Origin of the sequence: Sphingopyxis sp. Geo48 (assembly GCF_949769155.1) — a bacterium.
In the GTDB taxonomy this organism is placed as follows: domain Bacteria; phylum Pseudomonadota; class Alphaproteobacteria; order Sphingomonadales; family Sphingomonadaceae; genus Sphingopyxis.
The window spans coordinates 565,972-588,816 of record NZ_CATKPA010000001.1 but is presented as its reverse complement, the minus strand read 5'-3'; the positions used below and the strand labels follow the sequence as shown (position 1 = coordinate 588,816).

The window sequence follows — 22,845 nt, the reverse complement described above, 5'->3', positions numbered from 1 at the left end:
TGTGAAAGCGGCCGGTTGCGGGCATCCGTTCCTCCCTGTGCCGTGGGCATGGGGAGGTGGCAGCGCGAAGCGCTGACGGAGGGGCTTTTGCGCCGACGTCGCGGCCCCTCCACCACTCGCTTCGCGAGCGGTCCCCCTCCCCATGGCTACGCCACAGGGAGGATAATTCCCTCTGGAAACCACCCCAAAGCCGCCATCGGGATTTCGAAAAAGCTTGCCGCGCCGATTGCGATTCAATCCTTCAATGGCTACGCGCTTGATCCGTGAGCGCGACGCAGACCTCTTCCCCGCCTTCTTCCATCGCTCCCTTCCGCTATCCCGCTTTCCGCGCCATCTGGATCGCCAATCTCGCGTCGAATATGGGATCGATGATCCAGTCGGTCGGCGCCGCGTGGCTGATGACCGAGATCACCGGTTCGCACCAGTTGATCGCACTGGTGCAGGCGAGCGCGACGATCCCGATCCTGCTGCTCGGCGTCGTCGCCGGCGCGATTGCCGACAATTTCGACCGGCGACGCGTGATGCTGGCGGCGCAGACGGGAATGCTGCTGATCTCCGCGGCGCTGGCCCTCACGACCTGGATGGGCGCGATTACCCCGCTGTTGCTGCTGTTCTTCACCTTGTCGGTTGGCTGCGGAACCGCGCTCAACGGTCCCGCGTGGCAAGCGTCGGTGCGGCTGCAAGTCGGCCCGAAGGATCTGCCGCAGGCGATCGCGCTCAACAGCATCGCCTTCAACCTTGCGCGGAGCGCGGGCCCCGCGCTCGGCGGCCTGCTGATTTCGCTGACCAGCCCGGCGCTCGGCTTCGGGCTCAATGCGATCAGCTATCTCGCGCTGATCATCGTGTTGCTCGGCTGGCATCCCGAGGTGTCGCAGCCGCAGCGCACGCCGATGTTCGCCGCGATCGCGACCGGCATCCGCTTTTGCGTCCAGTCGGACCCCGTGCGGCGAATCCTGATCCGCGGCTTCGCTTTCGGCGCCGCAGCGATCGGTATCCAGGCGCTGATGCCCGCGCTCGTCCGCGACCGGCTGCACGGCACCGAGACCGTCTATGGTCTTTGCCTTGCCGCCTTCGGCGCCGGGTCGATCTTCGCCGCGCTATGGGTCGGGAATCTGCGCCGCCGCTGGGGGAGCGACCGCATCGTCAGCGGTTCGGCGATCGTCTTCGCGGCGGCGACCGTCCCGGTGGCGCTGACGGGGTCAATCGCGGTCGTCATGGCGGCGACCTTCGTCGCCGGCATGGCGTGGGTCTCGACGCTGACCACGCTCAACGTCGCGATGCAGCTCCGGTCCCCCGAGGCGATCCTCGGCCGCTGCCTGTCGATCTATCAAGCGGTGACCTTTGGCGCGATGGCACTCGGTGCCTATATGCTGGGTCTCGCGGCCGACATCTGGTCGCTTTCGACTGCCATATTGCTCTCGGGCGGATGGCTCGTTCTGACGGCATTGTTGTTGCCATTCCTCGCCCCGATGCCCGCACGGGACGAGGGACGGATCGATCCCTGAAATTTTTCCTCCGGCGCCTTAACCTTGTTTCGAGGCGCCCGTTAATTTGCGCATGACCACACATGCAACTCCATCGAACGAGCCGGTCGGGCGGCTCCTGGGCTGGCTGGGGCTCCGCGCGAAGAACGGGGCCCACGAAGAGGAACAGGCATCCTCGGGAGCGCGCGGTTCGCGCAGCCTGGTGCGGGAGGCGCGGCAGCAGCTGGTCGGTGCGATCGGCGCATTCCTGATCGACCATGATCTGGATATTTCGGCGGCGAACCTGCTGATCGCGCACAGCGCCTTTTCGGGGATCAACCCACGGCTCGCGCGACAGATCGCGGCGCGCTCGATGACGAGCGAAGGCGTGACGCAGCAATGGCTCGACGAGCTGATGGAGAATGACCCCACGCTGGCCGATCGCGCCGACCTCGACCGGATGATCGCGCGGCTCGAAACGAACCTCGAGACCTTCCAGAGCAGCACCAAGGCCGCACGCAGCGCGACGAGCGAATATGGGTCGAAACTGGAGGAGCATGTCAGCGACCTCGAACAGGTGCAAAAGACGGGCGAGCTTGTCTCGCACCTCGCCGACATTGCGAAGGTGATGCTGGAGCGAACGCGCCACGCCGAAGAGGAAATGCGCAAGAGCGAGGACGAGGCGAAGGCGCTGCGCAAAAGCCTTGCCCGCGCCAAGCGCGACGCAGAGGTCGACTATCTGACCGGCCTCCCCAACCGGCGCGCCTTCGAGGTGCTGCTCGAACGTCATTATGAGGAAGCGCGCGCCGCGTGCGAACCGCTGTCGGTCGCCTTCTGCGACATCGACGAGTTCAAGAAGGTGAACGACATCCACGGCCATGAAGCCGGCGACCGCGTCATCAAGCTGATCGCCGACACGCTCGCGAAGATTTCGAACGACCATTGCCACGTTGCGCGGCACGGCGGCGAGGAATTTGTGATGCTGTTCCGCGGTCTGCCGCCGAGCGAGGCGGCCGCGCGGCTCGACGAGGCGCGCGAAGGCTTGGCCGAGCGGCGGCTCATCAACCGCAAGACCGACCAGCCGTTCGGCAAGATCACCTTCTCGGGCGGGGTGGCCGACGTGTTCGGCTTCGGCGATGCCCGCGCGGCGCTGAAAGCGGCCGACGAGGCGCTCTATCGCGCCAAGGAAAGCGGACGGAACCGGATCGAGCTGGCTACGCCGCTCGACTAATTGCTCCAGCGCGCGAAGATCGCCGTTGGGAGCAAGAGCCCTCGCGCCTCTTCGCGTACCGCCAGCTCGCCGCATTCGACCGTGCCGGGCAGGTCGACGAAGAGCTGCGCGAGCAGTTCGCCGATCGCGAGCGCCGACATGCGCACCGCATAGACAGTGAGGAACAACGCGCGGCTGTCCGCATCGAGCAATTGCCGGCAATCGGCGAGCAAGGGTGCGAGCCCTTCTTCCAGCTGCCAGCGCTCGCCTCCCGGCCCGCGTCCGAATTTGGGCGGGTCGAGCAGGATGGCATCGTAGCGCCTTTCGCGCCGCACCTCGCGGGCGGTGAATTTGCCCGCATCATCGACGATCCAGCGGACCGGCTTTTCGGCCATACCGGCGAGAGCGGCATTTTCGCGCGCCTGCGCGACCGACTTTTTCGAGGCGTCGACATGCGTCACCGACGCACCCGCGGCGGCGAGCGCCTGGCTGCCTACGCCGGTGTAGCCGAAGAGGTTCAGGAAGGTCGGGTCCGGCTTCCCCGCCACCTGCGCGCGCAACCAGTCCCAGACGGGGGCCATGTCCGGAAAGAAGCCGAGATGGCGGAAGGGCGTGCAGCTTGCCGTGAAGCGCGTCTCGCGCCAGCCGAGCGGCCAGCCCTCGGCGGGAACGGGTTTGTTGTAATACCAGCGCCCGCCGCCATCATCATCCGACGCGGGAATGAACTCGCCGTCGGCCTTGTCCCATTCGTCCTGCGGAAGCGCGGGGTGCCACATCGCCTGCGGCTCGGGGCGGATGAAGCGGTAAGGGCCATAGCGTTCGAGCTTGCGCCCGCCGCCGCTGTCGACCAGCCCATAATCCTCCCAGGCCTCACCGACAAGCGTGACCAGCGGCGCAAGCTCAGCCACGCGCCACTTCCGACAGGATATAGGCCTTCACCACGTCATAATCGCCGGGAAGCTTTTCATAGCGCTCCTCGCGGTCGAACAGATTGCCGAGGCGCGCGGGAAGCGCCGGGCGGACACCCGTCGCGCGCTCGACCGCGTCGCGGAATTTTGCAGGGTGCGCAGTCGCGAGCGTGACGACCGGAATATCGGCATCGATTTCGAGCGTGCGTGCGGCGGCAAGGCCGACGGCGCTGTGCGGGTCGATGATCTGGCCGCCCTTCTCCTGCGCCCAGCGCAGCGCCAGCGACATCGCATCGCCGTCGATCCGCGCGCTCGAAAAAAGCCCGCGGGCCTCGGTGAGCATGTCGGCAGGGATGCTCATCGACCGATCCCGATCGAACGCGTCCATCATGCCGGCAATCGCCGCGCCATCGCGGCCTGCGAGATCAAAGAGCAGTCTTTCGAAATTGCTGCTGACCTGGATATCCATGCTGGGGGTCGCGGTCGGCGTGACGCTGCCAGCGCTATAGTCGCCCGACGACAGCGCGCGGTGGAGGATGTCGTTGACGTTGGTCGCAACGACGAGCCGCGCGACGGGAAGCCCCATGCGCGCGGCGGCATAGCCCGCAAAGACATCGCCGAAATTGCCCGTCGGAACGCTGAAAGCAATAGGTCGCTCGGGCGCGCCGAGGCGCACAGCGGCATAGAAATAATAGACGACCTGCGCCATCAGCCGCGCCCAGTTGATGCTGTTCACCGCCGAGAGAGTCAGGGCGCTGCGCGCCTCGGCATCGCCGAACAGCCGCTTCACCATCGCCTGCGCATCGTCGAAGCTGCCGTCGATCGCGATATTATAGACGTTGGGCGCCAGCACGGTGGTCATCTGGCGGCGCTGGACGTCGCTGACCCGGCCTTCGGGGTGGAGCATGAAGATGCGGATATGTTCGCGCCCCGCGACCGCCTCGATCGCCGCCGAACCGGTGTCGCCAGAGGTCGCGCCGACGATCGTCAGGTCGGTCTCGCCGCCGCCGAGGAACTTTTCGAAGAGCTGACCAAGCAATTGCAGCGCGACGTCCTTGAACGCGAGCGTCGGACCGTGAAAGAGTTCGAGCAGCCAGTGGCGGTGGTCGAGCTGGACGAGCGGAGTCACCGCATCGTGGCTGAAGCGGCCATAGGCAGCCTTGCAGAGCTCGCGCAGCTCATCTTCCGACAGGACACCCGCAACGAAGGGCGTCATCACCCGCACCGCGGTTTCGACATAATCGAGCCCTGCAAGCGCGCGGATATCGGCGGCCGACATCTCGGGCCATTTCGCCGGCACATAGAGCCCGCCGTCGCTGGCGAGGCCGGCAAGCGTTGCGGCGCGAAAGTCGAGGGTCGGCGCAGAGCCGCGAGTGCTGATATATTCCATGACGGAGATGCGCCCTAACGGCGCACCGTCACCGCTGCAAGCGGCGGCGCACCGCAAGCGCGTAGATTATCAGCGCCGCAGCCGCGAAAATGAACCATTGCACGGCATAGGCGAGATGATTGTTGGGTACGTCGGCACCCGACGGCACCTCGCTGGCGCGGAGCCCGGCAACCGGCGCGTCGGCCACGAGCATGGCGCGCGCCGGAACCGCACGGCCGATCAGCCGCTCGACCACCGTCGGCTGTTCGGGGCCCGGAACGATCGTCCCCTGCACCGTGCCACCCGTCCATTTGGGCGGAATGAAGTCGTCCGCGATGCCGACATCGACAAGCACGCCCGGCCCCTCGGCACCGGTACGGCAATCGGCGACCATACGAATGCCGGACTTTCCCATGCGATCGGTGCCGCCGCGCTGGTCCCAGCGCACCACTTCAAGGCACACGACGCTCGATTTGCGGAACAGCATCGCATCGGGAACCGGCGGCAGCTCAGGGTAGGTCACGAGCGCCGACATCGCCCGGTTGCGCTCATAGAGCGCGATCAGGGCCTCCTTCTCGGCCTTGCGCTGGAGTTGCCAGACGCCGAGCGCGATCATCACCGCGACCGCGCACAGGACGAAGATCGTCGGAATCAGCGGCCAGCGGCGCCCGGACGACCGGGGGGCGGCCGACGGCACAGGCTCAGTCATCGCTGAGCCTTCCTTCGGCCGCCTTGCGCTGATGCTCGCTGGCGAGCAGCGCGGCTTTGCCGACGCGAAGACCATAGACCACCGCACCGACTGTTAGCGGGACCCAGAGGATGATGTGCAGCCAGAGCGGCGGCGCGAACGCGAAATCGACGACCAGCGCCGCGACAACGATTAACGCGCCGACGATCAAGGTCAGGAAGGCTGCGGGGCCGTCGCCGACGTTGTAGCTCTGGAAATCGAGCGAACAGACGCGGCAATGCGGCGCGAACTTCGCCGCCCCGTCGAACAGCGTCTGCGCCCCGCACTGCGGACAGAGGCCCAAAAGGGCAGCGCGCGCGATCGGCGGCTGCCCCTTTGGTGTCTGATTGTTCTGCGGCAAGTTAGTGTGCAGCGACCGGCGCGCCCCAGCCGCCCCAGACATAGACAATGATGAAGAGGAACAGCCACACCACGTCGACGAAGTGCCAGTACCAGGCAGCAGCTTCGAACCCGAAATGCTGCTGCGGCGTAAAGTGGCCCTTGTAGGCGCGGACGAGGCAGACGATCAGGAAGATCGTCCCGACCAGCACGTGGAAACCGTGGAAGCCGGTCGCCATGAAGAAGGCCGAGGTATAGTTGATCGTGCCGAAGGGGAACGGCGCCTCGGCATATTCATAGGCCTGGATGCAGCTGAAGGTCAGGCCGAGGATGATCGTCGCCCACAGGCCCTTCTTCAGGCCTTCGCGGTCGCCGTGGATCAGTGCGTGGTGCGCCCAGGTAATCGTCGTGCCCGAGCAGAGCAGGATCAGCGTGTTGAGCAGCGGCAGCGAGAAGGCGTCGATGACATGGATGCCCTTCGGCGGCCAGATCGTGGCTGCCACGGCGCCATCCTGCCCGAACAGGTTGCTGACCGCCCCGTCGACGATCTCGACCGGCACCGGGAAGAGCGAGAAATCGAACCAGGCCCAGAACCAGCCGACGAAGAACATCACTTCCGACGCGATGAACAGGATCATGCCATAGCGCAGGTGGAGCTGAACCACGGGCGTATGGTCGCCGGCGTGCGCTTCGTTGATGACGTCCGACCACCAGCTGAAGAAGGTGGCGATCACGCCCATGATACCGAGGCCGAGAACCCATTTGCCCGCGCCGCCGAAATAGTCGGCATGCATGAACATCACGAGGCCGAAGAACATCACCAGCGCGGCGACCGACCCGATGAGCGGCCAGACGCTGGGATTTACGAGGTGATAGTCATGATGTTTGGCACCGGCCATGTCACAGTTCCCGTTTTTTGCCCCAGCGTGGCGATTCCCCAACCGCCCGCCGGTCCTTGGTAAGACTCTTTGAACGCGGCCTTAGCTCGCCTTTTTGCCCCCGTCTACAGGGTGAAAGGTATAGCTGAGCGTGATTTCCTGAATGTCGCGCGCGTCGGGATCGTCCTTGATCTTGGGATCGACAAAGAACAGCACCGGCATACGGATCTGTTCACCCGCTTTCAGGGTCTGCTGGGTGAAGCAGAAGCACTGGATCTTGGTGAAATATTTGCCCGCCGCGTCGGGGGTGACGTTGAAGCTGGCTGTTCCGACCACCTCGTGCGGCGACTGGTTCTCGGCGATGAAGATCGCCATGTCGCGCGCGCCGATGCTGACCGTGTCGGTCGGATGCTCGGGATAGAATTTCCACGGCAGCTTCGGCGAGACATTCGCGTCGAAGCGCACCGAGATGGTATCGCTGAGGATTTTCGGCTCGGCAGCCGCGGCGACCGGATCGTAACGCTGCGTCGTGCCGCCGAAGCCGGTCACCCGGCAGAAGAGATTGTAGAGCGGCACCGCGGCGAACCCCAGCCCGACCATCGCGACCGCGAGCAGAGCAGCGAGCGAGGCGGTCTTCGCATTGGCCGACATCGTCTTCATTTGGGCACCACCATGCGCGCGATGGTGATGAAGAAGAAGAGGAAGGCGAGCCCGCCGAGCAGCCAGCCCATCAGGTTCGCGCGGCTGCGCTGGCGGCGGCGATATTCGGCCTCGTCGAAGGGCTGTGGTTCGGGGGGCGTTTCGCCGGGTACGTCGGGGGTCATAGCGGGAACCAATGGTCGGCGACGACCGCGCCGAACAGGATGAAGAGATAGGCGATAGAGAAAGCGAAGAGGCGCTTTTCGGGCTGCATCAAATCGCCCTCGCCAGTCGTGCGGGTCCCGACCTGCACCGAGAGCGCGACGAAGACCGCCGACAGGAGCGCGGCGGTCCAGCCGTAAAGCGCGCCGGCGTAACCGAGCGGCCAGGGCGCGATCGCGCCGATCGCCATGATCACCGCGTAGAACAGGATCTGGCGCCGCGTCGACGTTTCACCTGCAACCACCGGCATCATCGGAATGCCCGCGGCGGCATAATCCGAGCGCACGAACAGCGCGAGCGCCCAGAAATGCGGCGGGGTCCAGAGGAAGATGAGCAGGAACAGCAGCACCGGCAGCGGCGCGACGCTGCCCGTTGCGGCGACCCAGCCGATCAGTGGCGGAAAGGCGCCCGCCGCGCCGCCGATAACAATATTCTGCGGCGTCCGCGGCTTCAGCCACATCGTATAGACAAAGACGTAGAAGAGGATCGAGACGGTCAGCAGCGCCGCCGCCTGCCAGTTGGCGGCGAAGAGCATCAGGAAGACCGAGAAAGCCGCCAGCCCGACGCCGAACTGCAATGCCGTCTGCGGATCGAGCCGCCCTGCGGGAAGCGGCCGTCCGGCGGTGCGCTTCATCTTGGCGTCGAGACCCGCCTCATACCATTGGTTGAGCGCGCCCGACGCCCCTGCCCCCAGCGCGATCGCGAGGATCGACGAGAAAGCGAGCACCGGGTGCACGCTGCCCGGCGCCGCGAGCAGGCCGCACAGCGCGGTGAAGACGACGAGCGACATCACGCGCGGCTTGGTCAGCGCGAACAGGTCGCGCCAGTCGGCGGGTAGCGCCGTTGCGCCGTGGGTCAGGCTCTGCGCCATGCATACTCCGGCCTGTCGGGCGACGCCCCCTGCCGAATGTCAGCAGAGGGCGAAGCTGGTCAGGCGATAAACGTCACGCGATCCGGGGCAGTTCGTTGAACTGGTGGAACGGCGGCGGGCTCGACAGCGTCCATTCGAGCGTCGTCGCGCCTTCGCCCCACGGATTGTCGGCCGCCTGCTTGCCCGCGAACAGCGACCAGAGGATGTTCACGAAGAAGAAGAGCATGCCCACCGCCATGATCACATAGCCGAGCGACGAGATGTGGTGCCAATAGGCATAGGCTTCCGCATAGTCGGGGTAGCGGCGCGGCATGCCCTGCTGGCCCAGGAAGTGCTGGGGGAAGAACATGACGTTGACGCCGATGAAGAACACCCAGAAGTGCAGCTGGCCGAGGAACTCGTTGTACATCCGGCCCGACATCTTCGGGAACCAGTAGTAGAAGCCCGCGAAGAGCGAGAAGACCGCGCCCAGCGACAGCACATAGTGGAAGTGCGCGACGACATAGTAGGTGTCGTGCAGGTTGGTGTCGACGCCGCCGTTGGCGAGCACGACGCCGGTCACGCCGCCCACGGTGAACATGAAGATGAAGCCCAGCGCCCAGACCATCGGGGTCTTGAAGCTCAGCGAACCGCCCCACATGGTGGCGATCCAGCTGAAGATCTTGATGCCGGTCGGGACCGCGATGACCATCGTCGCGGCGGTGAAATACATCTTGAGGTTCACGCTCATGCCCACGGTGAACATGTGGTGCGCCCACACGATGAAGCCGACGACGCCGATTGCGACCATCGCGTAAGCCATGCCGAGATAGCCGAAGACGGGCTTCTTGCTGAAGGTCGAGATGATCTGGCTGACGATGCCGAAGCCCGGCAGGATCATGATGTACACTTCGGGATGGCCGAAGAACCAGAAGAGATGCTGGTAGAGCACCGGATCGCCGCCGCCCGTCGCATCATAGAAGGTCGTGCCGAAGTTGCGGTCGGTCAGCAGCATCGTGATCGCGGCGGCCAGAACCGGCAGCGCGAGCAGCAGCAGGAAGGCGGTGACCAGCACCGACCACACGAACAGCGGCATCTTGTGCAGCGTCATGCCCGGTGCGCGCATGTTGAAGATGGTGGTGATGAAGTTGATCGCCCCGAGGATCGACGCCGCACCTGCGAGGTGCAACGAGAAAATCGCCATATCGACCGCCGGCCCTGCCGACCCGCTGGTCGAGAGCGGCGCATAGACCGTCCAGCCGGTGCCGGCGCCGTGGCCGCTGCCGCCGGGCACGAAGCTCGACCCCACCAGCATCACGAACGCGACCGCGGTGAGCCAGAAGCTGACATTGTTCATGCGCGGGAACGCCATGTCGGGCGCGCCGATCATGAGCGGCACGAACCAGTTGCCGAAGCCGCCGATCATCGCGGGCATGACCATGAAGAAGACCATGATCAGGCCGTGCGCGGTGATCAGCACGTTCCAGAGGTGCTTGCCCGCGACCTCGTCGGCACCGCTGCCCAGCATCGACGCCCAGCCGGGCAGATACTGGATGCCGGGTTCGGCCAGTTCAAGGCGCATCATGCCCGAAATCACACCGCCGACGATCCCCGCAACGATCGCGAAGATCAGGTAGAGGGTGCCGATGTCCTTATGGTTCGTCGACATGAACCAGCGGACGAAAAAGCCCGGCGTGTCATGGTCGTGATCGTGCGCGTGGGCATGAGCGTGTTCGGCGCCGTGCGCGGGTGCAGTCGCTGCGATATCGGTCATCTGTCGGACCCCTTAACTTATTTCTTTGCGGCCGGAGCAGCGGCGGGAGCCGCAGCCGGCGCTGCTTCGGGTGCGGTTGCAGCGGGAGCTGCTGCCGACGTTGCGGGTGCGGCGGGCGCCGCAGCGGCCGGAGCCGCGGGCGCCGGATTGGGGTTGCCGCCCTTCGAGCGGACCCAGGCTTCCCACTTGTCGACCGGCAGCACTTCGACCGCGATCGGCATGTAGCCGTGGTCGACGCCGCAAAGCTCCGAGCACTGGCCGTAATAGACACCGACCTTGGTCGGGGTGAAGGTCGTTTCGTTGGCGCGGCCGGGGACCGCGTCCATCTTGGTCCAGAAAGCCGGAACCGCGAAGCTGTGGATCACGTCGGCGCCGGTGATGATCAGCTTGACCTGACGGCCCACGGGAACGACCATGCGGTTGTCGACGGCGAGGTGATAGGGCTCGCCCGCAGCCTTTGCCTTGTCTTCGGGCAGGATCTTCGAGACATATTCGCCGATGCCCTGGTCGGGATAGGCATAGCCCCAATACCATTGATAACCGGTGACCTTGATCGTCAGCGCGTCCTTCTTCGGCGGTTCGTACTGGGCCGCGAGCAGGCGGATCGACGGGACGGCGATCACCGCCAGGATCAGCACCGGGATCGCGGTCCAGATCACTTCGATGAAGGTGTTGTGGGTGGTCTTCGACGGCACCGGGTTCGCCTTGGCGCGGTAGCGCGCGACGACCCAGAGCAGCAAGCCGAGAACGAAGAGCGAGATCACCGTGATCACGGGCAGCAGGATCACATGGTTGAACCAGTATGCCTGCTCACCGATCGGGGTGACCTGCGGCTGGAAATTGACGCCCCCGTCAACCGGCTGGCCGATCCCGGGGGTCGGTTTCATCGGAACATAGGTCGCATCGCCCGCCGGCACGGCCGCTTTCGCGGCGTCGGTCGCAGCCGGGGCGGCGGTCGGCGCGGCCGCATCGGGCGCCGCCGGTGCCGGAGTCGCCGCAGGCGCGGCGACAGGTACCGCCGCAGGAGCCGTCGCATGCGCGGTGCCCACCGCGCCGAGCGACAAAGCCGCTGCGATTGCGCCTTTGATTACAAGGGTTTTCAAGCTCTTCATAAGAATTGTGCCGCCCGTTGCCTGTTGTTCTTTTCGATGCCCCAACCCCTTGTCCGGGTCGCCGGACACGCGTCGCGGCAGCCGTCCCCAAGGCTGAATCTCGCGGGCGCTATAACCCCGCTTGCCGCTTGCCTCAAGCATCTCTAACACTATTTTACGGCAGACAAATTTTCGCTGCCGAAACCCAGTCGCCCCGATCGGGGCGATGACAGGAACAAAAGACCCATTCTCCCATGACCGATGATGAAATCCTGGCCGAGTTCCGCGCCGCCGACGCGCTGCTGCAGGGACATTTCCTGCTCTCCTCTGGCCGCCACAGCGAATATTATCTCCAGTGCGCGCGCGTGCTGATGGACACGGCGCGCGCCGGACGCCTTGCCGCCGCGCTCGCCGCCAAGCTGCCGCGCGACCTGCGGCAGGCGATCGACGTCGTCGTCTCGCCCGCGATGGGCGGAGTGATCATCGGACATGAAATGGGCCGCGCGCTTGGCAAGCCCGCGATTTTCGTCGAGCGTCCGACCGGCACCTTCGAGCTGCGCCGCGGTTTCACGATCGACAAGGGCGCGAAAGTGCTGATGGTCGAGGATGTCGTCACCACCGGCCTGTCGTCGCGCGAGGCGATGGAGGCGGTCCGCGCGGCGGGCGGCGAGGTCGTCGCCGAAGCGGCGCTCGTCGATCGCTCGGCGGGCAGCGTCGACCTCGGCGTCCCTTTCTTTCCGCTCGTCGCGATCAATTTCCCGACCTATGACCCCAACGAACTGCCGCCCGAACTGGCGGGCACGCAGGCGGTGAAGCCGGGGAGCCGGAGCGCGGCGGCTTGAGCGTCATGCCCTCAAAGCTGCGGCTCGGTGTCAACATCGACCATGTGGCGACGATCCGCAACGCGCGCGGCGGCGACCATCCCGATCCGGTGCGTGCGGCGGAGATCGTCGCGGCGTTCGGCGGCGACGGCATCACCGCGCATCTTCGCGAGGACCGGCGCCACATCCGCGACGCCGACCTCGCGCGCATCCAGGCCGCGACCGACCTGCCGCTCAATCTCGAGATGGCGGCGACCGACGAGATGCTGGAGATCGCGCTGCGCCATATGCCGCACGCCGCGTGCATCGTGCCCGAAAAGCGCGAGGAACGCACGACCGAGGGCGGGCTCGACGCGGCAGGCCAGCACAATCACCTCGCACCGATTGTGGCACGCCTCAATGATGCGGGCATCCGCGTCAGCCTGTTCATCGAACCCGACCCGCGCCAGATCGAGGCTGCGATGCGGCTGAAGGCGCCCGTCGTCGAATTCCACACCGGCCGCTACGCGCATGTCGAGGGCGAGGAACGCGCCGCCGAACTCCGCCGCATCGCCGACGCCGCGGCGCTCGCGTGGAAGAACGGCATCGAGCCGCACGCAGGGCATGGCCTGACCTATGACAATGTGGTCCCGATCGCCGCAATTCCCCAACTCGCCGAACTCAACATCGGCCATTATCTGATCGGCGAGGCCATATTTACCGGCCTCGAGCATGCGATCCAGCGGATGCGCGGCCTGATGGACGAGGCGCGGGGATGACCTTGCCAATCACAATATCCTCCCTGTGGCGGAGCCATGGGGAGGTGGCAGCGCGGAGCGCTGACGGAGGGGCTCATGGCGCCACGTCGCGGCCCCTCCACCACGCCCTGCGGGCGCGGTCCCCCTCCCCATCGCTGCGCGACAGGGAGGATATCCATTGATCATCGGTCTCGGTTCCGACCTCTGCAATATCGAGCGCATCCAGAATTCGCTCGACCGTTTCGGCGAGCGTTTCGAGCAGCGCGTCTTCACCGACGTCGAACGCGCCAAGGCGGCGCGGCGGCCGTTCACCCGCGCCGGTACCTACGCCAAGCGGTTCGCCGCGAAGGAAGCCTTTTCGAAAGCCGTCGGAACCGGTTTCAAGCGCGGCGTGTTCATGAAGGACATCGGCGTCGTCAACGCGCCGTCGGGTGCCCCGACGCTGGCGCTGACCGGCGGCGCGGCGGCGCGGCTCGCCGAGATGATCCCGGCGGGACACAGCGCGCATATCCACCTGACGCTGACCGACGACCATCCGTGGGCGCAGGCATTCGTCATCATCGAGGCGATCAAGGACTGAGCATGGCGAAAGCGGACAAGGATGAAGGCGGCTGGGGCAAGCTGATCCGCGACGTGGTGGTGATCGTACTGCTGGTGCTCGGCATCCATAGCTGCGTCGCCAAGCCCTTCTATATCCCCTCCGATTCCATGATGCCGGGGCTGCGCAACGGCGACCGGCTGGTGGTAAGCAAATACCCCTATGGCTGGTCCTACGCCTCGGTCAGCTTTCACCTCGCGCCGAAAACGGCCGGCCGATGGTTCGGCAAGCTGCCCGCGCGCGGAGATATCGTCGTGCTCGAACATCCGGTGACGCGCGTCGATTATATCAAGCGCGTGATCGGCCTGCCCGGCGACACGATCGAACTCAAGGGCGGCGCGCTGTTCATCAATGGCAAGCCGGTAAAGCGCGAGGTGCAGCCGATGCTGTCGATCCCGGTCGACGCCAACCTGCCCGGCCCCGACAGCAGTCTCGGCCGCTTCATCGTCAAGGACGCGGCGGGCAAGGACCGGCTCGAACTGCCGATCGTGCGCGAGACGCTGCCCGGGGGCGCGACCTTCGACACGATCGACATGGGGCCCGGATACCAGACCGACGACTATGGCCCGATCAAGATACCCGCCGACCATCTGTTCCTGATGGGCGACAACCGCGACGGCAGCGCCGACAGCCGCGTGTCGGTGCAGCAGAAGGGTCTCGGCGGACCGGTTCCCTTCGACGCGATCGCAGGCCGCGCCGAGATCATCAGCTTTTCGACCGACGGCACCGCGGAATGGTACAATCCGGTCAGCTGGTTCGAGGCGCTGCGCCCCGGCCGCGCGGGAACCAATCTGCGCCCCGAGCATGATAAAAACGTAGATTAGGTTCGAGGGAGCAAGACCATGGCTGCGACCAGCGAGGAAGCCGTCGCGCAAGCCAAGGCGCAGGACGCCGCCCCCGGCCCTACCGAAATCCGCAGCCAGCTTGTCCGCACCGAACTGTTGAAGGCGGGGGTCTGGCTCGGCGTCGCGCTGCTGATCGGCGTCTGCATCGTCCTGATCCAGCCGATCCTGCTGATCTTTGCCGGGATCGTGATGGCGTCGATGCTCGACGGTGGCACGCGCCTGCTTGGCCGGATATTGCCGATCGCGCGCGGCTGGCGGCTGCTGATCGTCTGCCTGTCGCTCGTCGCTTTCCTGATCTGGACGGTGATGTTCGCGGGTTCGCAGATCGCCGACCAGGCCGCGGCACTGCAGACGGTGGTCATGGGTCAGGTCGAGCGCATCGCCGCCTGGGCCAGCGAGCATGGCATGGGCGAGTTCCAGCTCGATACCAAGACGATCACCGACAATATGGCGGGCACCTTCGGCCGCGTCACCGCCGCGGTCGGCACGGTGCTGGGCGGGCTGACCAGCCTCGTCATGATCCTCGTCCTCGGCGTCTTCATCGCGATCGAACCGCGGCTGTACGAACGCGGTGTCGCGTGGATGCTGCCGATCAAAGCCCGGGAGAATTTCTACATCACCACCGCGCGCATGGGCTTCACCTTGCGCCGGCTGATGGCGGGACGATTGCTTGGCATGGCGGTGGAAGGGGTCGGGACGTGGCTCGCCTGCATGGCGGTCGGCATCCCGATGGCCGCGCTGATGGGACTGCTGACCGGCCTGCTCGCCTTCATCCCCAACATCGGCGCGATCGTTTCGGGGGTGCTGCTCGTCCTCGTCGGCTTTTCTGCGGGTACCGACACCGGTCTGTGGGCGATCGCCATCTATTTCATCGTGCAGACGGTCGACGGCTATCTGATCGTCCCGATGGTCGCGAAGCAGACCGTCGACCTCGCCCCCGCGCTCGTCCTCGGCGCACAGATCCTGTTCGGCGCCCTGCTGGGCATCATGGGGCTGTTCCTCGCCGACCCGATCGTGGCGATGATCAAGGTCGCGCTGGAACGCGAAGCCGAGCGCAACGCGGGCCCCGGACAATCGAAAGCGGCGGCGAGCCCTTAGCCCGCCGCCGCCTCGTTTCTTTTGCCCGAGCGAGCCGATTAAGGCTGCGGCGCGGGAGCCGGGGCGCCGGGTGCGCCCGGAGCGCCGCCAGGGGCACCCTGCATCATCTGTTGCTGCTGCATCATCTGCTGCATCGCACGGACTTCGGCTTCGGTGCGGAAGTCGATCAGCTCGATGTCGAAATGCAGCGTGCTACCCGCCGGGATCGGTCCAACCGCGCGGTCGCCATAACCCAGCGCTGGCGGAATAGTGATCTTGTACTTGCCGCCCTTCTGCATCCGGGTCAGCGCTTGCGAAAAGCCGGGAACGACCTGCGACACCTGCATCGGCGCCTGTTCATTGGCGTCGAACACGGTGCCATTATCGAGCTTCCCCTCATATTTGATGAGGACGACGTCGGCAGTGGTCGGACTCGGACCCGTCCCGGCTTTCACCGTTTCGAAACCGATCTTCGGCGTGCCGGTGAACGCGAACGCCGCACCCGCGACGAGCAACGCGATCAGCCCGATCCACATCAACCACAGCCCGCCCTTGCTCACCGGGCGCAGTGGAACCGTCGTCACGCTCATAATCTTGTCCTTCCCCTGCCCTTTCGGGCGCGAAACCATCGGCGACGCCTATAGGCGGACGAGCGCCGGAGGGTCCAGAGGCAATCGTCCGTGCCTGTCCGCCGCCCGACCCTATTTCCCGGCCCTTATTTCCCTGCCTTGTCGCTGATCGCCTTGATTACCAGCGCCTTGTCGTCCGTCAGGTAGCGCTGCGCGAGCGTTTCGAGGTCGGCGGGGGTCGCCGCCTCGACGATCGCGATGCTCTTGCGGCTACGGTCGAGCCGTGCCTCCTGGCTTGTCGCCTCGGACACATAGGGCAGCCAATAGCTGTTCTCGCGCCGCGCCTTGGTCATCGCCTCAAGCAGCGGTTTGCGCGCGCGGTCGAGCAGGTCGGCATCGACCGGCTTGTCGCGCAGTTCTTTTGCGATGGCGAAAATGGCGGCGCGCGTCGTCGCCAGATCCTTGAAATCCACGTTGCTCGCGGCGAACAGATGGCCATAGCCCGGATATTCGTCCGACAGGCTCGCCGCCGCACCGGGGCTGTAGCTTTCGCCCAGTTTCTCGCGCAGTTCCTCGGTCAGCATCAACTGCATCACGCGCGCGAGCAGGTTGAGCCGCATCGCCTCGACAAGGTCGCTGTCGTCGCGCGCGGGCCAATAGACGCGAAGCTCGGCCTGCTCGGCGGGCCCCTTGTGGATCAAGGTCCGCTCGCTGCGGTCGGTCGCATATTGACGGACCCGCGCATCGGTGCGCGGATCGAAAGCCGCGCGGCGTTCGGGCAGCGCGCCGAAGGTCGCCGCGATCGCATCGATCGCCGCCTGTTCGTCGATGTCGCCGACGACGCCGATCTCGATCGCGCCATGCGCAAGGCTGTCGGCAATCGCAGGCTTGAGTTGGTTCCAGTCGAGCGCCAGCAGTTTCTCGAGCGGCGGGGTCTGCGCGCGCGGATCGTTATTGGCGAGGATTCCGGCTGCGTCGCGGCCGAGGACGGCGGCTGGCGTCGCATCGTTCGCGGCATATTGCTGGGGCAGGAAACGGCGGATGAGTGCGAGCCCGTCGGCGCGGTAACCCGGATGCGTCACGAACGCCGCCATCAGCTTCGCCTGCAGCGCAAAATCCTCGGGCGAGGTCAGCGCGCTGCCCCCGAAAGCATCGGTGCTGGCGCCGAAGCCGGGGCTCACCGTCTTGCCGGCCAGAATCGTCCGCAGCTCGTCGGCGCTATGCGCTTCGAGCCCGCCGACCGTCAGCGAGCCCGCCAGCGCGACCTTCGTCGGATCGTCGCGCGTCGCGAGCAGATTGCCGCCATCGACGCGCACCGACAGATAGACGCGCTCCTTCTGGAAATCGGTCTTCTTGATGTTGAGCATCACATTGTTCGCGAAGCGGATGCGGCGAATGCCGAGATCGTCGATGCGGCCGTCGCTGACGACCTTTCCGGGTGTCCCGAAATTGTCATAGGCGAAGGCTGCGCTCTCGGTCCGCGCCGGCGCCGCGACGGCGACCTGCGCCGACGCCTTGAGCGCGGCGAGGATCGCGCCCGTTCCGCCGTCGAGTGGCTTCTTCGAGGTCACGCGCGCGAGCGGCGGGCTGAGCCCTTCCATCCGCTTGCGGAAGGCGGCGGTGATCGCGTCGGAGGTCAGCGACGGCGCCACCGCCTCGAACATCGCCTGCGACGTTTCGGGCCGCACGACGACGAAATCGCCGTCGGCGGCATCGACGAGAACATCGGCCATCGTATCGCTGCGCCGCGTCGTCACCCCCGCGACCGCATTCTTGAGCGCGGTGCGGCGGTTCGCGACCTGTTCGGCAACCTCGGCTTCGGTGAAGCCGAATTCGGCGGCGCGTCGCCATTCCTGTTCGACGAGCGCGAGCGCGTCCTTCCACGCGCCCTCCTTCGCGACCGCGCCGATCGTGACCTGATCGAAAACCTTCCAGCCCTCAGCATCGCTGAAATAGCCGGCAAGGATCGGCGAATTCTCTTCGAGCGCGATCTTGGCGAGGCGGCGGCCGACGATCGACTCGCCGATATCCTCGGCGAGCTTGCGCGCGCGCTTCGCCTTGGTGTCGGCTTCCTGCACCCACGGCCGGAACGCCGTGATCGTCACCGAATCCTGGATCGCGGGATCGACGAAATCGTCGCTCGCGGCGGCGCGGGCATAATCGGGCTTGCCGATGTCGGGGTTCGCACCCGCCGGGCCGCGGCCCTGCCAGTCGGCGAAGCGCGCCTTGATCTTCGCCTCCATCGCCGCCGGATCGAAATCGCCGACCATCACCAGCGTCGCGCGCTCGGGGCGGTAATAGCGGTCGTAAAGGTCGCGGATGCGCGCAGCGGGAGCGGTCCTGATCACTTCTTCGGTGCCGACGGGAATGCGGCTTGCAACCTTCATCCCCTGCATCTGGAAATCGAGCTGGTCGATCAGGCTGCGCAGCTGATAGGTGTCGCGCGCGCGCCGCTCCGACAGGATGATGCCGCGTTCGCGGTCGACTGCGCCGGGATCGATGGTCAGCTCGCTCGCGGTTTCGCGCATCAGCATCAGCCCGGTGTCGACAAGGTCGTCGGACGCATTGGGCAGGTCGAGCTGGTACACCGTCTGGTCGAAGCCGGTCGACGCATTGGTATCGGCGCCGAAGGCCAGCCCCTTGCGTTCGAGCAGCTTCACCATCTCGCCCTCGGGCACATGGGTCGAGCCGTTGAACGCCATATGCTCGAGGAAATGGGCGAGTCCGCGCTGGTCGTCGGCCTCGGCAAAGCTGCCGACGTCGAAGCGCATCCGCAGCACGACGCTGTCCTTTGGCGTCGTATTCTTCAGCAGCGCATATTTCATCCCGTTGGGCAGGACGCCGAAGATGATGTTGGAATCGAACGGAATGTCGCTTGCAGCAAAGTTCCACACTTTCGCCGCGGGGGTCTGCGAATTGATCGTGGCGGCAGCCGCCGGTTTGGCCGCCTCCTTTGCGGACAGCGGCGCCTGATGGAGTGCGAGGAGGACGAGCGGCAAGAGCGCGATCGTGGCGCGGCGGGCAAGGCGGAGGGTCATCCCCCCGTGATGGCCCCGATTTCCGCCCCGTCAAGCCACGTCGGAAACCCGGTCGAGCGGCTTTTCGATGAACGACGTCTGCCGCCGACCAACGGAAGCGACCGGGAAAGCCCGGCCGCTCAGCCCTTCTTTTTGCGGTGGCTTTCCAGGTCGAGCACCGCGTTCTCGCCGCCTTCGGGCAGCAGGCCGAGCCGACGCGCGACTTCCTGATAGGCTTCGACCTCGCCGCCAAGGTCACGGCGGAAACGGTCCTTGTCGAGCTTCTCGCCCGAAACCATGTCCCACAGGCGGCAACCATCGGGGCTGATCTCGTCGGCCAGGATGATACGGCTATACTCGCCGTCCCACAGGCGACCGAATTCGAGCTTGAAGTCGATCAGGCGAATGCCGACCGCAGCGAACATGCCCGACATGAAGTCGTTGATGCGGATCGCCATATCCTGAATGTCGTGCAATTCTTCCTGGCTGCACCAGTTGAAGCAGGCGATATGCTCTTCGGCGACGAGCGGATCGCCGAGCGCGTCGTCCTTGTAGCAATATTCGATCAACGTGCGGGGAAGCTGCGTCCCCTCCTCGATCCCGAGGCGCTTCGACAGCGAGCCCGCCGCGACGTTGCGCACGACGACCTCGATCGGCACGATCTCGACCTGGCGGATCAACTGCTCGCGCATGTTAAGGCGGCGGATGAAGTGCGTGGGCACACCGATCTGGCCGAGCAATGTGAAGACATGCTCCGAAATCCGGTTGTTCAGCACGCCCTTGCCATTGATCGTCCCGCGCTTCTGCGCGTTGAACGCCGTCGCGTCGTCCTTGAAATACTGGATCAGCGTGCCGGGCTCTGGCCCCTCATAGAGGATTTTGGCTTTGCCTTCGTAAATCTGGCGGCGGCGGGCCATGGGCGGGTACTTTCTGTCGGAACCAAATGAATGGCCCCGGCGATGGCGACTCAGGAAAGAGGCGCGGCGCCGGGGCGGTCGGGCGCGCTATAGCGGCAAAGAAACCGCCCGTCATCCCCGGCGATCTTTACGCTTACGTAAACTAGAGCTTGCCTTGGCGCACGCCGCTTGCAACCATGTCCGAAAATCAAAGGAGAGTGAAATGAGTTTCGACCAGATTCGCCTCGACAAGCATGAGGGCATCGCGCTGCTGACCCTCCACCGTCCCGACCGGATGAACGCCTTCACGACCGAGATGATGATCGAAGCCGTCGCCGCGCTCGACGACTGCGACGCCGACGACGCCGTGCGCGCGGTCATTTTCACCGGATCGGGCGATCGTGCCTTTTGCGCCGGAGCCGACCTCAGTTCGGGTGCCTCGACCTTCGATTATGACAAGCGCACTGACAAACAAGCGATACTGCCCGACGGCGCTTCGGCGAGCCCGATCGGTGCGGATGGCAGCATCGACTGGTCGCACCCGCTGATACGCGACTCGGGCGGGCGGCTGTCGCTCCGCATTTTCGAGGCGAAGAAGCCGGTGCTGGGCGCAATCAACGGCGCGGCGGTCGGCATCGGCGCGACGATGACGCTGCCGATGGACGCGCGCCTGGCGAGCGAGACCGCGCGTTACGGCTTCGTCTTCGCGCGGCGCGGCATCGTTCCCGAAGCCGCGTCGAGCTGGTTCCTGCCGCGCCTCGTCGGCATCGCGAACGCGGTCGACCTCTGTTATTCCGGCCGCCTCATCTCGGCCGAGGAGGCGCGGGACAAAGGCCTCGTCCAGTCGGTCCATGCGCCCGGCGCGCTGATCGATGCGGCAATAGCGAAGGCGCGCGAGATGACCGCCGACAGCGCGCCCGTCTCGGTCGCGCTAACCCGCCATATGCTCTGGCGGATGATGGGCGCGCCGCACCCGATCCAGGCCCATCGCTGGGACAGCCGCGCAATCTTCTCGCGCGGACGCAGCCCCGACGCGGCCGAGGGCGTGACGAGCTTCCTCGAAAAACGCCCGCCCAACTTCACCGCGAGCGTGGCGAACGACTATCCCTGGTTCGACGAGTTCGAGGAATCGCCGCCCTACAGCTAAGCCGCCTCGAACATCCGCCGCCCGCGCCGCGCCGTCATGCTGTGCGTCGATTTGAGCGCGGGCGTATGGCTGCGGATCGTCTCGACGCTGTGCCAGTTCGCGGTCACCGCGTCGCGCGTCAGCTGGACGGTGACATAACCGCGATCCTCGGTATTCGCCCATTTGAGTTCGGGCGACGACCCCAGCAGGCCGCCGACGCGCTGCGCGTCCGAAATGCCCGGCGTATAATGTTCATAGCCCGGCGAAGTGACGCTGTGACCACCGATCTCGATCCCGGCGGGACGCCCGCCTTCGGCCAGGTCAAAGGCCCATGCGTTGTGCGAATCGCCCGCAAGACTGACGAAGTCGGCATCGGCCGCTTGCGCCGCCGCGAGCAGGCGCGAGCGCGCGGCGGGATAGCCATCCCAGCTGTCGAAGTTGAGCGGAAGGCCGGCCTTTGCGACAAATTGCCCCGTCTCGACGCGGCGGCGCACCGTGGGGGACATATCGGGCCCGAACCAGTTCACGACGTCGGGCGGTGTGAAGAGGCTGCCCATCAGCACCTGCTGCGCGCAAATCTGCCAGCACGTGCCCGATTTTGCGGATCTGGCGATGGCGCCGGTCAGCCATTTCTCCTGCTCGACCCCGAGCATCTGACGCGGGGGATCGCGATAGGTCGTTTCGGCGAACTGCCGCAATTTCGCCGCAGCATCGCCCCCGCCCGCAATGATCTCGTCGACCTCGAACTGGCGGTCGCGGCCGGTGATCCGTGTTTCGGGGAGGAAGATGGTCGCAAGGTCGCCGATTTCGTACTGGCGCCAGCGGCTGTCGTCGACAGGCATCCATTCGCGATAGGCGCGCTCGGCGGCGCGCCTGCGTTCGGGCCACGGCCCCTCGCCTTCATTGTGGTTCTCGGCGCCGTCCCGCCACGCATCGTTCGCCAATTCATGGTCGTCCCACTGTGCGATCATCGGGAATAGCTGGTGCAGCCGCTGGAGGTCGGGGTCGCTGCGATAGGCGGCGTAGCGCAAGCGATAGTCGGCAAGCGCCACGATTTCGTGCGTCGGCTGGATCGATCTGCCGGGAAGCGCTTCCTCGATCGAGGGATATTCGCCGACGCGATATTCATAAAGATAGTCGCCGACATGCGCGACAAGATCGATGTCGCCGCGGGCCGCCGCGTGGGCATAAGCATTGAACCAGCCGAAGGGCAGGTTCGAGCAGGAAAAGAGCGCTATATTGAAAGCGCTTGTCGGCCCCTGCGGCAAGGTGCGCGTGCGGCCGACCGGCGACGTGGTGCCGTCGGGGGCGACGAAGCGATAGAAATACCAGCGTCCCGGCTCGAGCCCGTGGACGCGAAGCTTGACCGTATGATCGTTCCCACCCTCGGCGTCGGCGCTGCCACCCCCGACGACGCGCGCAAAATCGGCCGTCTCGGCGACTTCGGCGGTCAATCGCGCGCTCGACGGCGCGGCATAGCGCGTCCAGAGCAGAACGCTCGTCGGACCGGGTTCGCCGCTCGCAACATTATGCGTGAAGCCCTGCGCCATCGCGGCACGCGCGGCGCCGGGCAGCGCAAGCGCAGCGAGCCCCGCGGTGCCGAGTTTGATGAGCAGGCGGCGATCCATTTCGCCCCAAAGCTGGTGCATGACATAGTCTCCCGGATTCGCCGGGTCTTTGCCCGGCTTT

The 22,845-nt window shown here is 65.7% G+C and carries 22 protein-coding genes; 8 read left to right on the top strand and 14 right to left on the bottom strand.

Annotation, left to right across the window (positions count from 1 at the left end; all coding sequences use genetic code 11):
* Positions 1-263: 263 nt before the first annotated feature.
* Together QOL79_RS03055 and QOL79_RS03050 are read left to right on the top strand one after the other, a co-directional pair.
* Entirely contained in the window at positions 264-1,505 is a 1,242-nt protein-coding gene (locus tag QOL79_RS03055) for an MFS transporter (RefSeq protein ID WP_283418579.1), read from the top strand.
* A 52-nt stretch (positions 1,506-1,557) separates the two neighbouring features.
* Entirely contained in the window at positions 1,558-2,694 is a 1,137-nt protein-coding gene (locus QOL79_RS03050; RefSeq protein ID WP_283418578.1) for a GGDEF domain-containing protein, read from the top strand.
* On the opposite strand, the gene QOL79_RS03045 is transcribed toward QOL79_RS03050, so the two are convergent.
* The 10 genes from QOL79_RS03045 to coxB all read right to left on the bottom strand — a co-directional run bounded on the left by QOL79_RS03045 (position 2,691) and on the right by coxB (position 11,491).
* Positions 2,691-3,581 (bottom strand): class I SAM-dependent methyltransferase, encoded by an 891-nt coding sequence (locus QOL79_RS03045; protein ID WP_283418577.1) that lies wholly within the window; start codon positions 3,579-3,581, stop codon positions 2,691-2,693. The two genes, QOL79_RS03050 and QOL79_RS03045, sit on opposite strands and share 4 nt — an antisense overlap.
* Positions 3,574-4,971: a threonine synthase gene (gene thrC / locus QOL79_RS03040; RefSeq protein WP_283418576.1), complete on the bottom strand. Its 1,398-nt coding sequence runs from the start codon at positions 4,969-4,971 to the stop codon at positions 3,574-3,576. The genes QOL79_RS03045 and thrC overlap by 8 nt, the downstream gene beginning before the upstream one ends.
* 28 nt (positions 4,972-4,999) lie before the next feature.
* On the bottom strand, positions 5,000-5,659 hold the full coding sequence (locus QOL79_RS03035) for an SURF1 family cytochrome oxidase biogenesis protein (RefSeq protein ID WP_058454457.1): 660 nt from the start codon (positions 5,657-5,659) through the stop codon (positions 5,000-5,002).
* A complete protein-coding gene (locus tag QOL79_RS03030) occupies positions 5,652-6,038 on the bottom strand; it encodes a DUF983 domain-containing protein (protein ID WP_283418575.1) in 387 nt (128 codons plus the stop codon). Before QOL79_RS03030 ends, QOL79_RS03035 begins: the two co-directional genes overlap by 8 nt.
* Before the next feature lies 1 nt (position 6,039).
* Positions 6,040-6,915, bottom strand: coding sequence for a cytochrome c oxidase subunit 3 (locus QOL79_RS03025; RefSeq protein WP_058454459.1), 876 nt, complete (start codon positions 6,913-6,915; stop codon positions 6,040-6,042).
* An 81-nt stretch (positions 6,916-6,996) separates the two neighbouring features.
* On the bottom strand, positions 6,997-7,554 hold the full coding sequence (locus QOL79_RS03020) for a cytochrome c oxidase assembly protein (RefSeq protein WP_058454460.1): 558 nt from the start codon (positions 7,552-7,554) through the stop codon (positions 6,997-6,999).
* On the bottom strand, positions 7,551-7,718 hold the full coding sequence (locus QOL79_RS03015) for a cytochrome c oxidase system small membrane protein (RefSeq protein WP_282946922.1): 168 nt from the start codon (positions 7,716-7,718) through the stop codon (positions 7,551-7,553). The genes QOL79_RS03020 and QOL79_RS03015 overlap by 4 nt, the downstream gene beginning before the upstream one ends.
* Positions 7,715-8,626, bottom strand: a complete 912-nt coding sequence (locus QOL79_RS03010; protein ID WP_283418574.1) for a heme o synthase — start codon at positions 8,624-8,626, stop codon at positions 7,715-7,717. Before QOL79_RS03010 ends, QOL79_RS03015 begins: the two co-directional genes overlap by 4 nt.
* Positions 8,627-8,699: 73 nt before the next feature.
* Positions 8,700-10,379, bottom strand: coding sequence for a cytochrome c oxidase subunit I (gene ctaD, locus QOL79_RS03005; RefSeq protein ID WP_058454462.1), 1,680 nt, complete (start codon positions 10,377-10,379; stop codon positions 8,700-8,702).
* Positions 10,380-10,396: 17 nt separating this feature from the next.
* A complete protein-coding gene (gene coxB / locus QOL79_RS03000) occupies positions 10,397-11,491 on the bottom strand; it encodes a cytochrome c oxidase subunit II (protein WP_283418573.1) in 1,095 nt (364 codons plus the stop codon).
* Between the two features lie 233 nt (positions 11,492-11,724).
* On the opposite strand from coxB, the gene pyrE reads away from it, so the two are divergent.
* The 5 genes from pyrE (at position 11,725) to QOL79_RS02975 (ending at position 15,569) form a co-directional block, all read left to right on the top strand.
* Complete coding sequence (gene pyrE / locus QOL79_RS02995) at positions 11,725-12,312, top strand: orotate phosphoribosyltransferase (RefSeq protein WP_283418572.1); 588 nt, start codon at positions 11,725-11,727, stop codon at positions 12,310-12,312.
* A 5-nt stretch (positions 12,313-12,317) separates the two neighbouring features.
* A complete protein-coding gene (locus tag QOL79_RS02990) occupies positions 12,318-13,049 on the top strand; it encodes a pyridoxine 5'-phosphate synthase (protein WP_058454465.1) in 732 nt (243 codons plus the stop codon).
* Between the two features lie 157 nt (positions 13,050-13,206).
* Positions 13,207-13,608 carry a holo-ACP synthase gene (acpS, locus tag QOL79_RS02985; RefSeq protein ID WP_058454466.1) on the top strand — a complete coding sequence of 134 codons (402 nt, stop codon included), beginning with the start codon at positions 13,207-13,209 and terminating at the stop codon, positions 13,606-13,608.
* Between the two features lie 2 nt (positions 13,609-13,610).
* Entirely contained in the window at positions 13,611-14,450 is an 840-nt protein-coding gene (gene lepB / locus QOL79_RS02980; protein WP_283418571.1) for a signal peptidase I, read from the top strand.
* Between the two features lie 18 nt (positions 14,451-14,468).
* Positions 14,469-15,569 carry an AI-2E family transporter gene (locus QOL79_RS02975; RefSeq protein WP_283418570.1) on the top strand — a complete coding sequence of 367 codons (1,101 nt, stop codon included), beginning with the start codon at positions 14,469-14,471 and terminating at the stop codon, positions 15,567-15,569.
* Between the two features lie 38 nt (positions 15,570-15,607).
* Here the strand turns inward: QOL79_RS02975 and QOL79_RS02970 are convergent, their stop codons facing one another.
* From QOL79_RS02970 to purC, 3 genes are all read right to left on the bottom strand, one after another.
* A complete protein-coding gene (locus QOL79_RS02970; RefSeq protein ID WP_283418569.1) occupies positions 15,608-16,138 on the bottom strand; it encodes an FKBP-type peptidyl-prolyl cis-trans isomerase in 531 nt (176 codons plus the stop codon).
* Positions 16,139-16,263: 125 nt separating this feature from the next.
* Positions 16,264-19,155 (bottom strand): M16 family metallopeptidase, encoded by a 2,892-nt coding sequence (locus QOL79_RS02965; protein WP_283418568.1) that lies wholly within the window; start codon positions 19,153-19,155, stop codon positions 16,264-16,266.
* Positions 19,156-19,274: 119 nt separating this feature from the next.
* Positions 19,275-20,051: a phosphoribosylaminoimidazolesuccinocarboxamide synthase gene (gene purC, locus QOL79_RS02960; protein ID WP_058454471.1), complete on the bottom strand. Its 777-nt coding sequence runs from the start codon at positions 20,049-20,051 to the stop codon at positions 19,275-19,277.
* Positions 20,052-20,253: 202 nt separating this feature from the next.
* Between purC and QOL79_RS02955 the strand changes: the two genes are divergently transcribed.
* Positions 20,254-21,177, top strand: a complete 924-nt coding sequence (locus QOL79_RS02955) for a crotonase/enoyl-CoA hydratase family protein (RefSeq protein ID WP_283418567.1) — start codon at positions 20,254-20,256, stop codon at positions 21,175-21,177.
* Here the strand turns inward: QOL79_RS02955 and QOL79_RS02950 are convergent.
* The gene (locus QOL79_RS02950) at positions 21,174-22,805 is read right to left on the bottom strand and encodes an alkaline phosphatase D family protein (protein ID WP_283418566.1); all 1,632 of its coding nucleotides are present in this window, start codon (positions 22,803-22,805) and stop codon (positions 21,174-21,176) included. The genes QOL79_RS02955 and QOL79_RS02950 overlap by 4 nt on opposite strands.
* Positions 22,806-22,845: the final 40 nt, after the last annotated feature.

What these genes read in the sequence shown, in the direction of transcription:
- QOL79_RS03050 (WP_283418578.1), top strand. Translation starts at nt 1,558, where the DNA reads ATGACCACACATGCAACTCCATCGAACGAGCCGGTCGGGCGGCTCCTG.
- thrC (WP_283418576.1), bottom strand. Translation starts at nt 4,971, where the DNA reads ATGGAATATATCAGCACTCGCGGCTCTGCGCCGACCCTCGACTTTCGC.
- QOL79_RS03035 (WP_058454457.1), bottom strand. Translation starts at nt 5,659, where the DNA reads ATGACTGAGCCTGTGCCGTCGGCCGCCCCCCGGTCGTCCGGGCGCCGC.
- QOL79_RS03025 (WP_058454459.1), bottom strand. Translation starts at nt 6,915, where the DNA reads ATGGCCGGTGCCAAACATCATGACTATCACCTCGTAAATCCCAGCGTC.
- QOL79_RS03020 (WP_058454460.1), bottom strand. Translation starts at nt 7,554, where the DNA reads ATGAAGACGATGTCGGCCAATGCGAAGACCGCCTCGCTCGCTGCTCTG.
- QOL79_RS03015 (WP_282946922.1), bottom strand. Translation starts at nt 7,718, where the DNA reads ATGACCCCCGACGTACCCGGCGAAACGCCCCCCGAACCACAGCCCTTC.
- QOL79_RS03010 (WP_283418574.1), bottom strand. Translation starts at nt 8,626, where the DNA reads ATGGCGCAGAGCCTGACCCACGGCGCAACGGCGCTACCCGCCGACTGG.
- ctaD (WP_058454462.1), bottom strand. Translation starts at nt 10,379, where the DNA reads ATGACCGATATCGCAGCGACTGCACCCGCGCACGGCGCCGAACACGCT.
- coxB (WP_283418573.1), bottom strand. Translation starts at nt 11,491, where the DNA reads ATGAAGAGCTTGAAAACCCTTGTAATCAAAGGCGCAATCGCAGCGGCT.
- pyrE (WP_283418572.1), top strand. Translation starts at nt 11,725, where the DNA reads ATGACCGATGATGAAATCCTGGCCGAGTTCCGCGCCGCCGACGCGCTG.
- QOL79_RS02990 (WP_058454465.1), top strand. Translation starts at nt 12,318, where the DNA reads ATGCCCTCAAAGCTGCGGCTCGGTGTCAACATCGACCATGTGGCGACG.
- lepB (WP_283418571.1), top strand. Translation starts at nt 13,611, where the DNA reads ATGGCGAAAGCGGACAAGGATGAAGGCGGCTGGGGCAAGCTGATCCGC.
- QOL79_RS02975 (WP_283418570.1), top strand. Translation starts at nt 14,469, where the DNA reads ATGGCTGCGACCAGCGAGGAAGCCGTCGCGCAAGCCAAGGCGCAGGAC.
- QOL79_RS02970 (WP_283418569.1), bottom strand. Translation starts at nt 16,138, where the DNA reads ATGAGCGTGACGACGGTTCCACTGCGCCCGGTGAGCAAGGGCGGGCTG.
- QOL79_RS02965 (WP_283418568.1), bottom strand. Translation starts at nt 19,155, where the DNA reads ATGACCCTCCGCCTTGCCCGCCGCGCCACGATCGCGCTCTTGCCGCTC.
- purC (WP_058454471.1), bottom strand. Translation starts at nt 20,051, where the DNA reads ATGGCCCGCCGCCGCCAGATTTACGAAGGCAAAGCCAAAATCCTCTAT.
- QOL79_RS02955 (WP_283418567.1), top strand. Translation starts at nt 20,254, where the DNA reads ATGAGTTTCGACCAGATTCGCCTCGACAAGCATGAGGGCATCGCGCTG.
- QOL79_RS02950 (WP_283418566.1), bottom strand. Translation starts at nt 22,805, where the DNA reads ATGCACCAGCTTTGGGGCGAAATGGATCGCCGCCTGCTCATCAAACTC.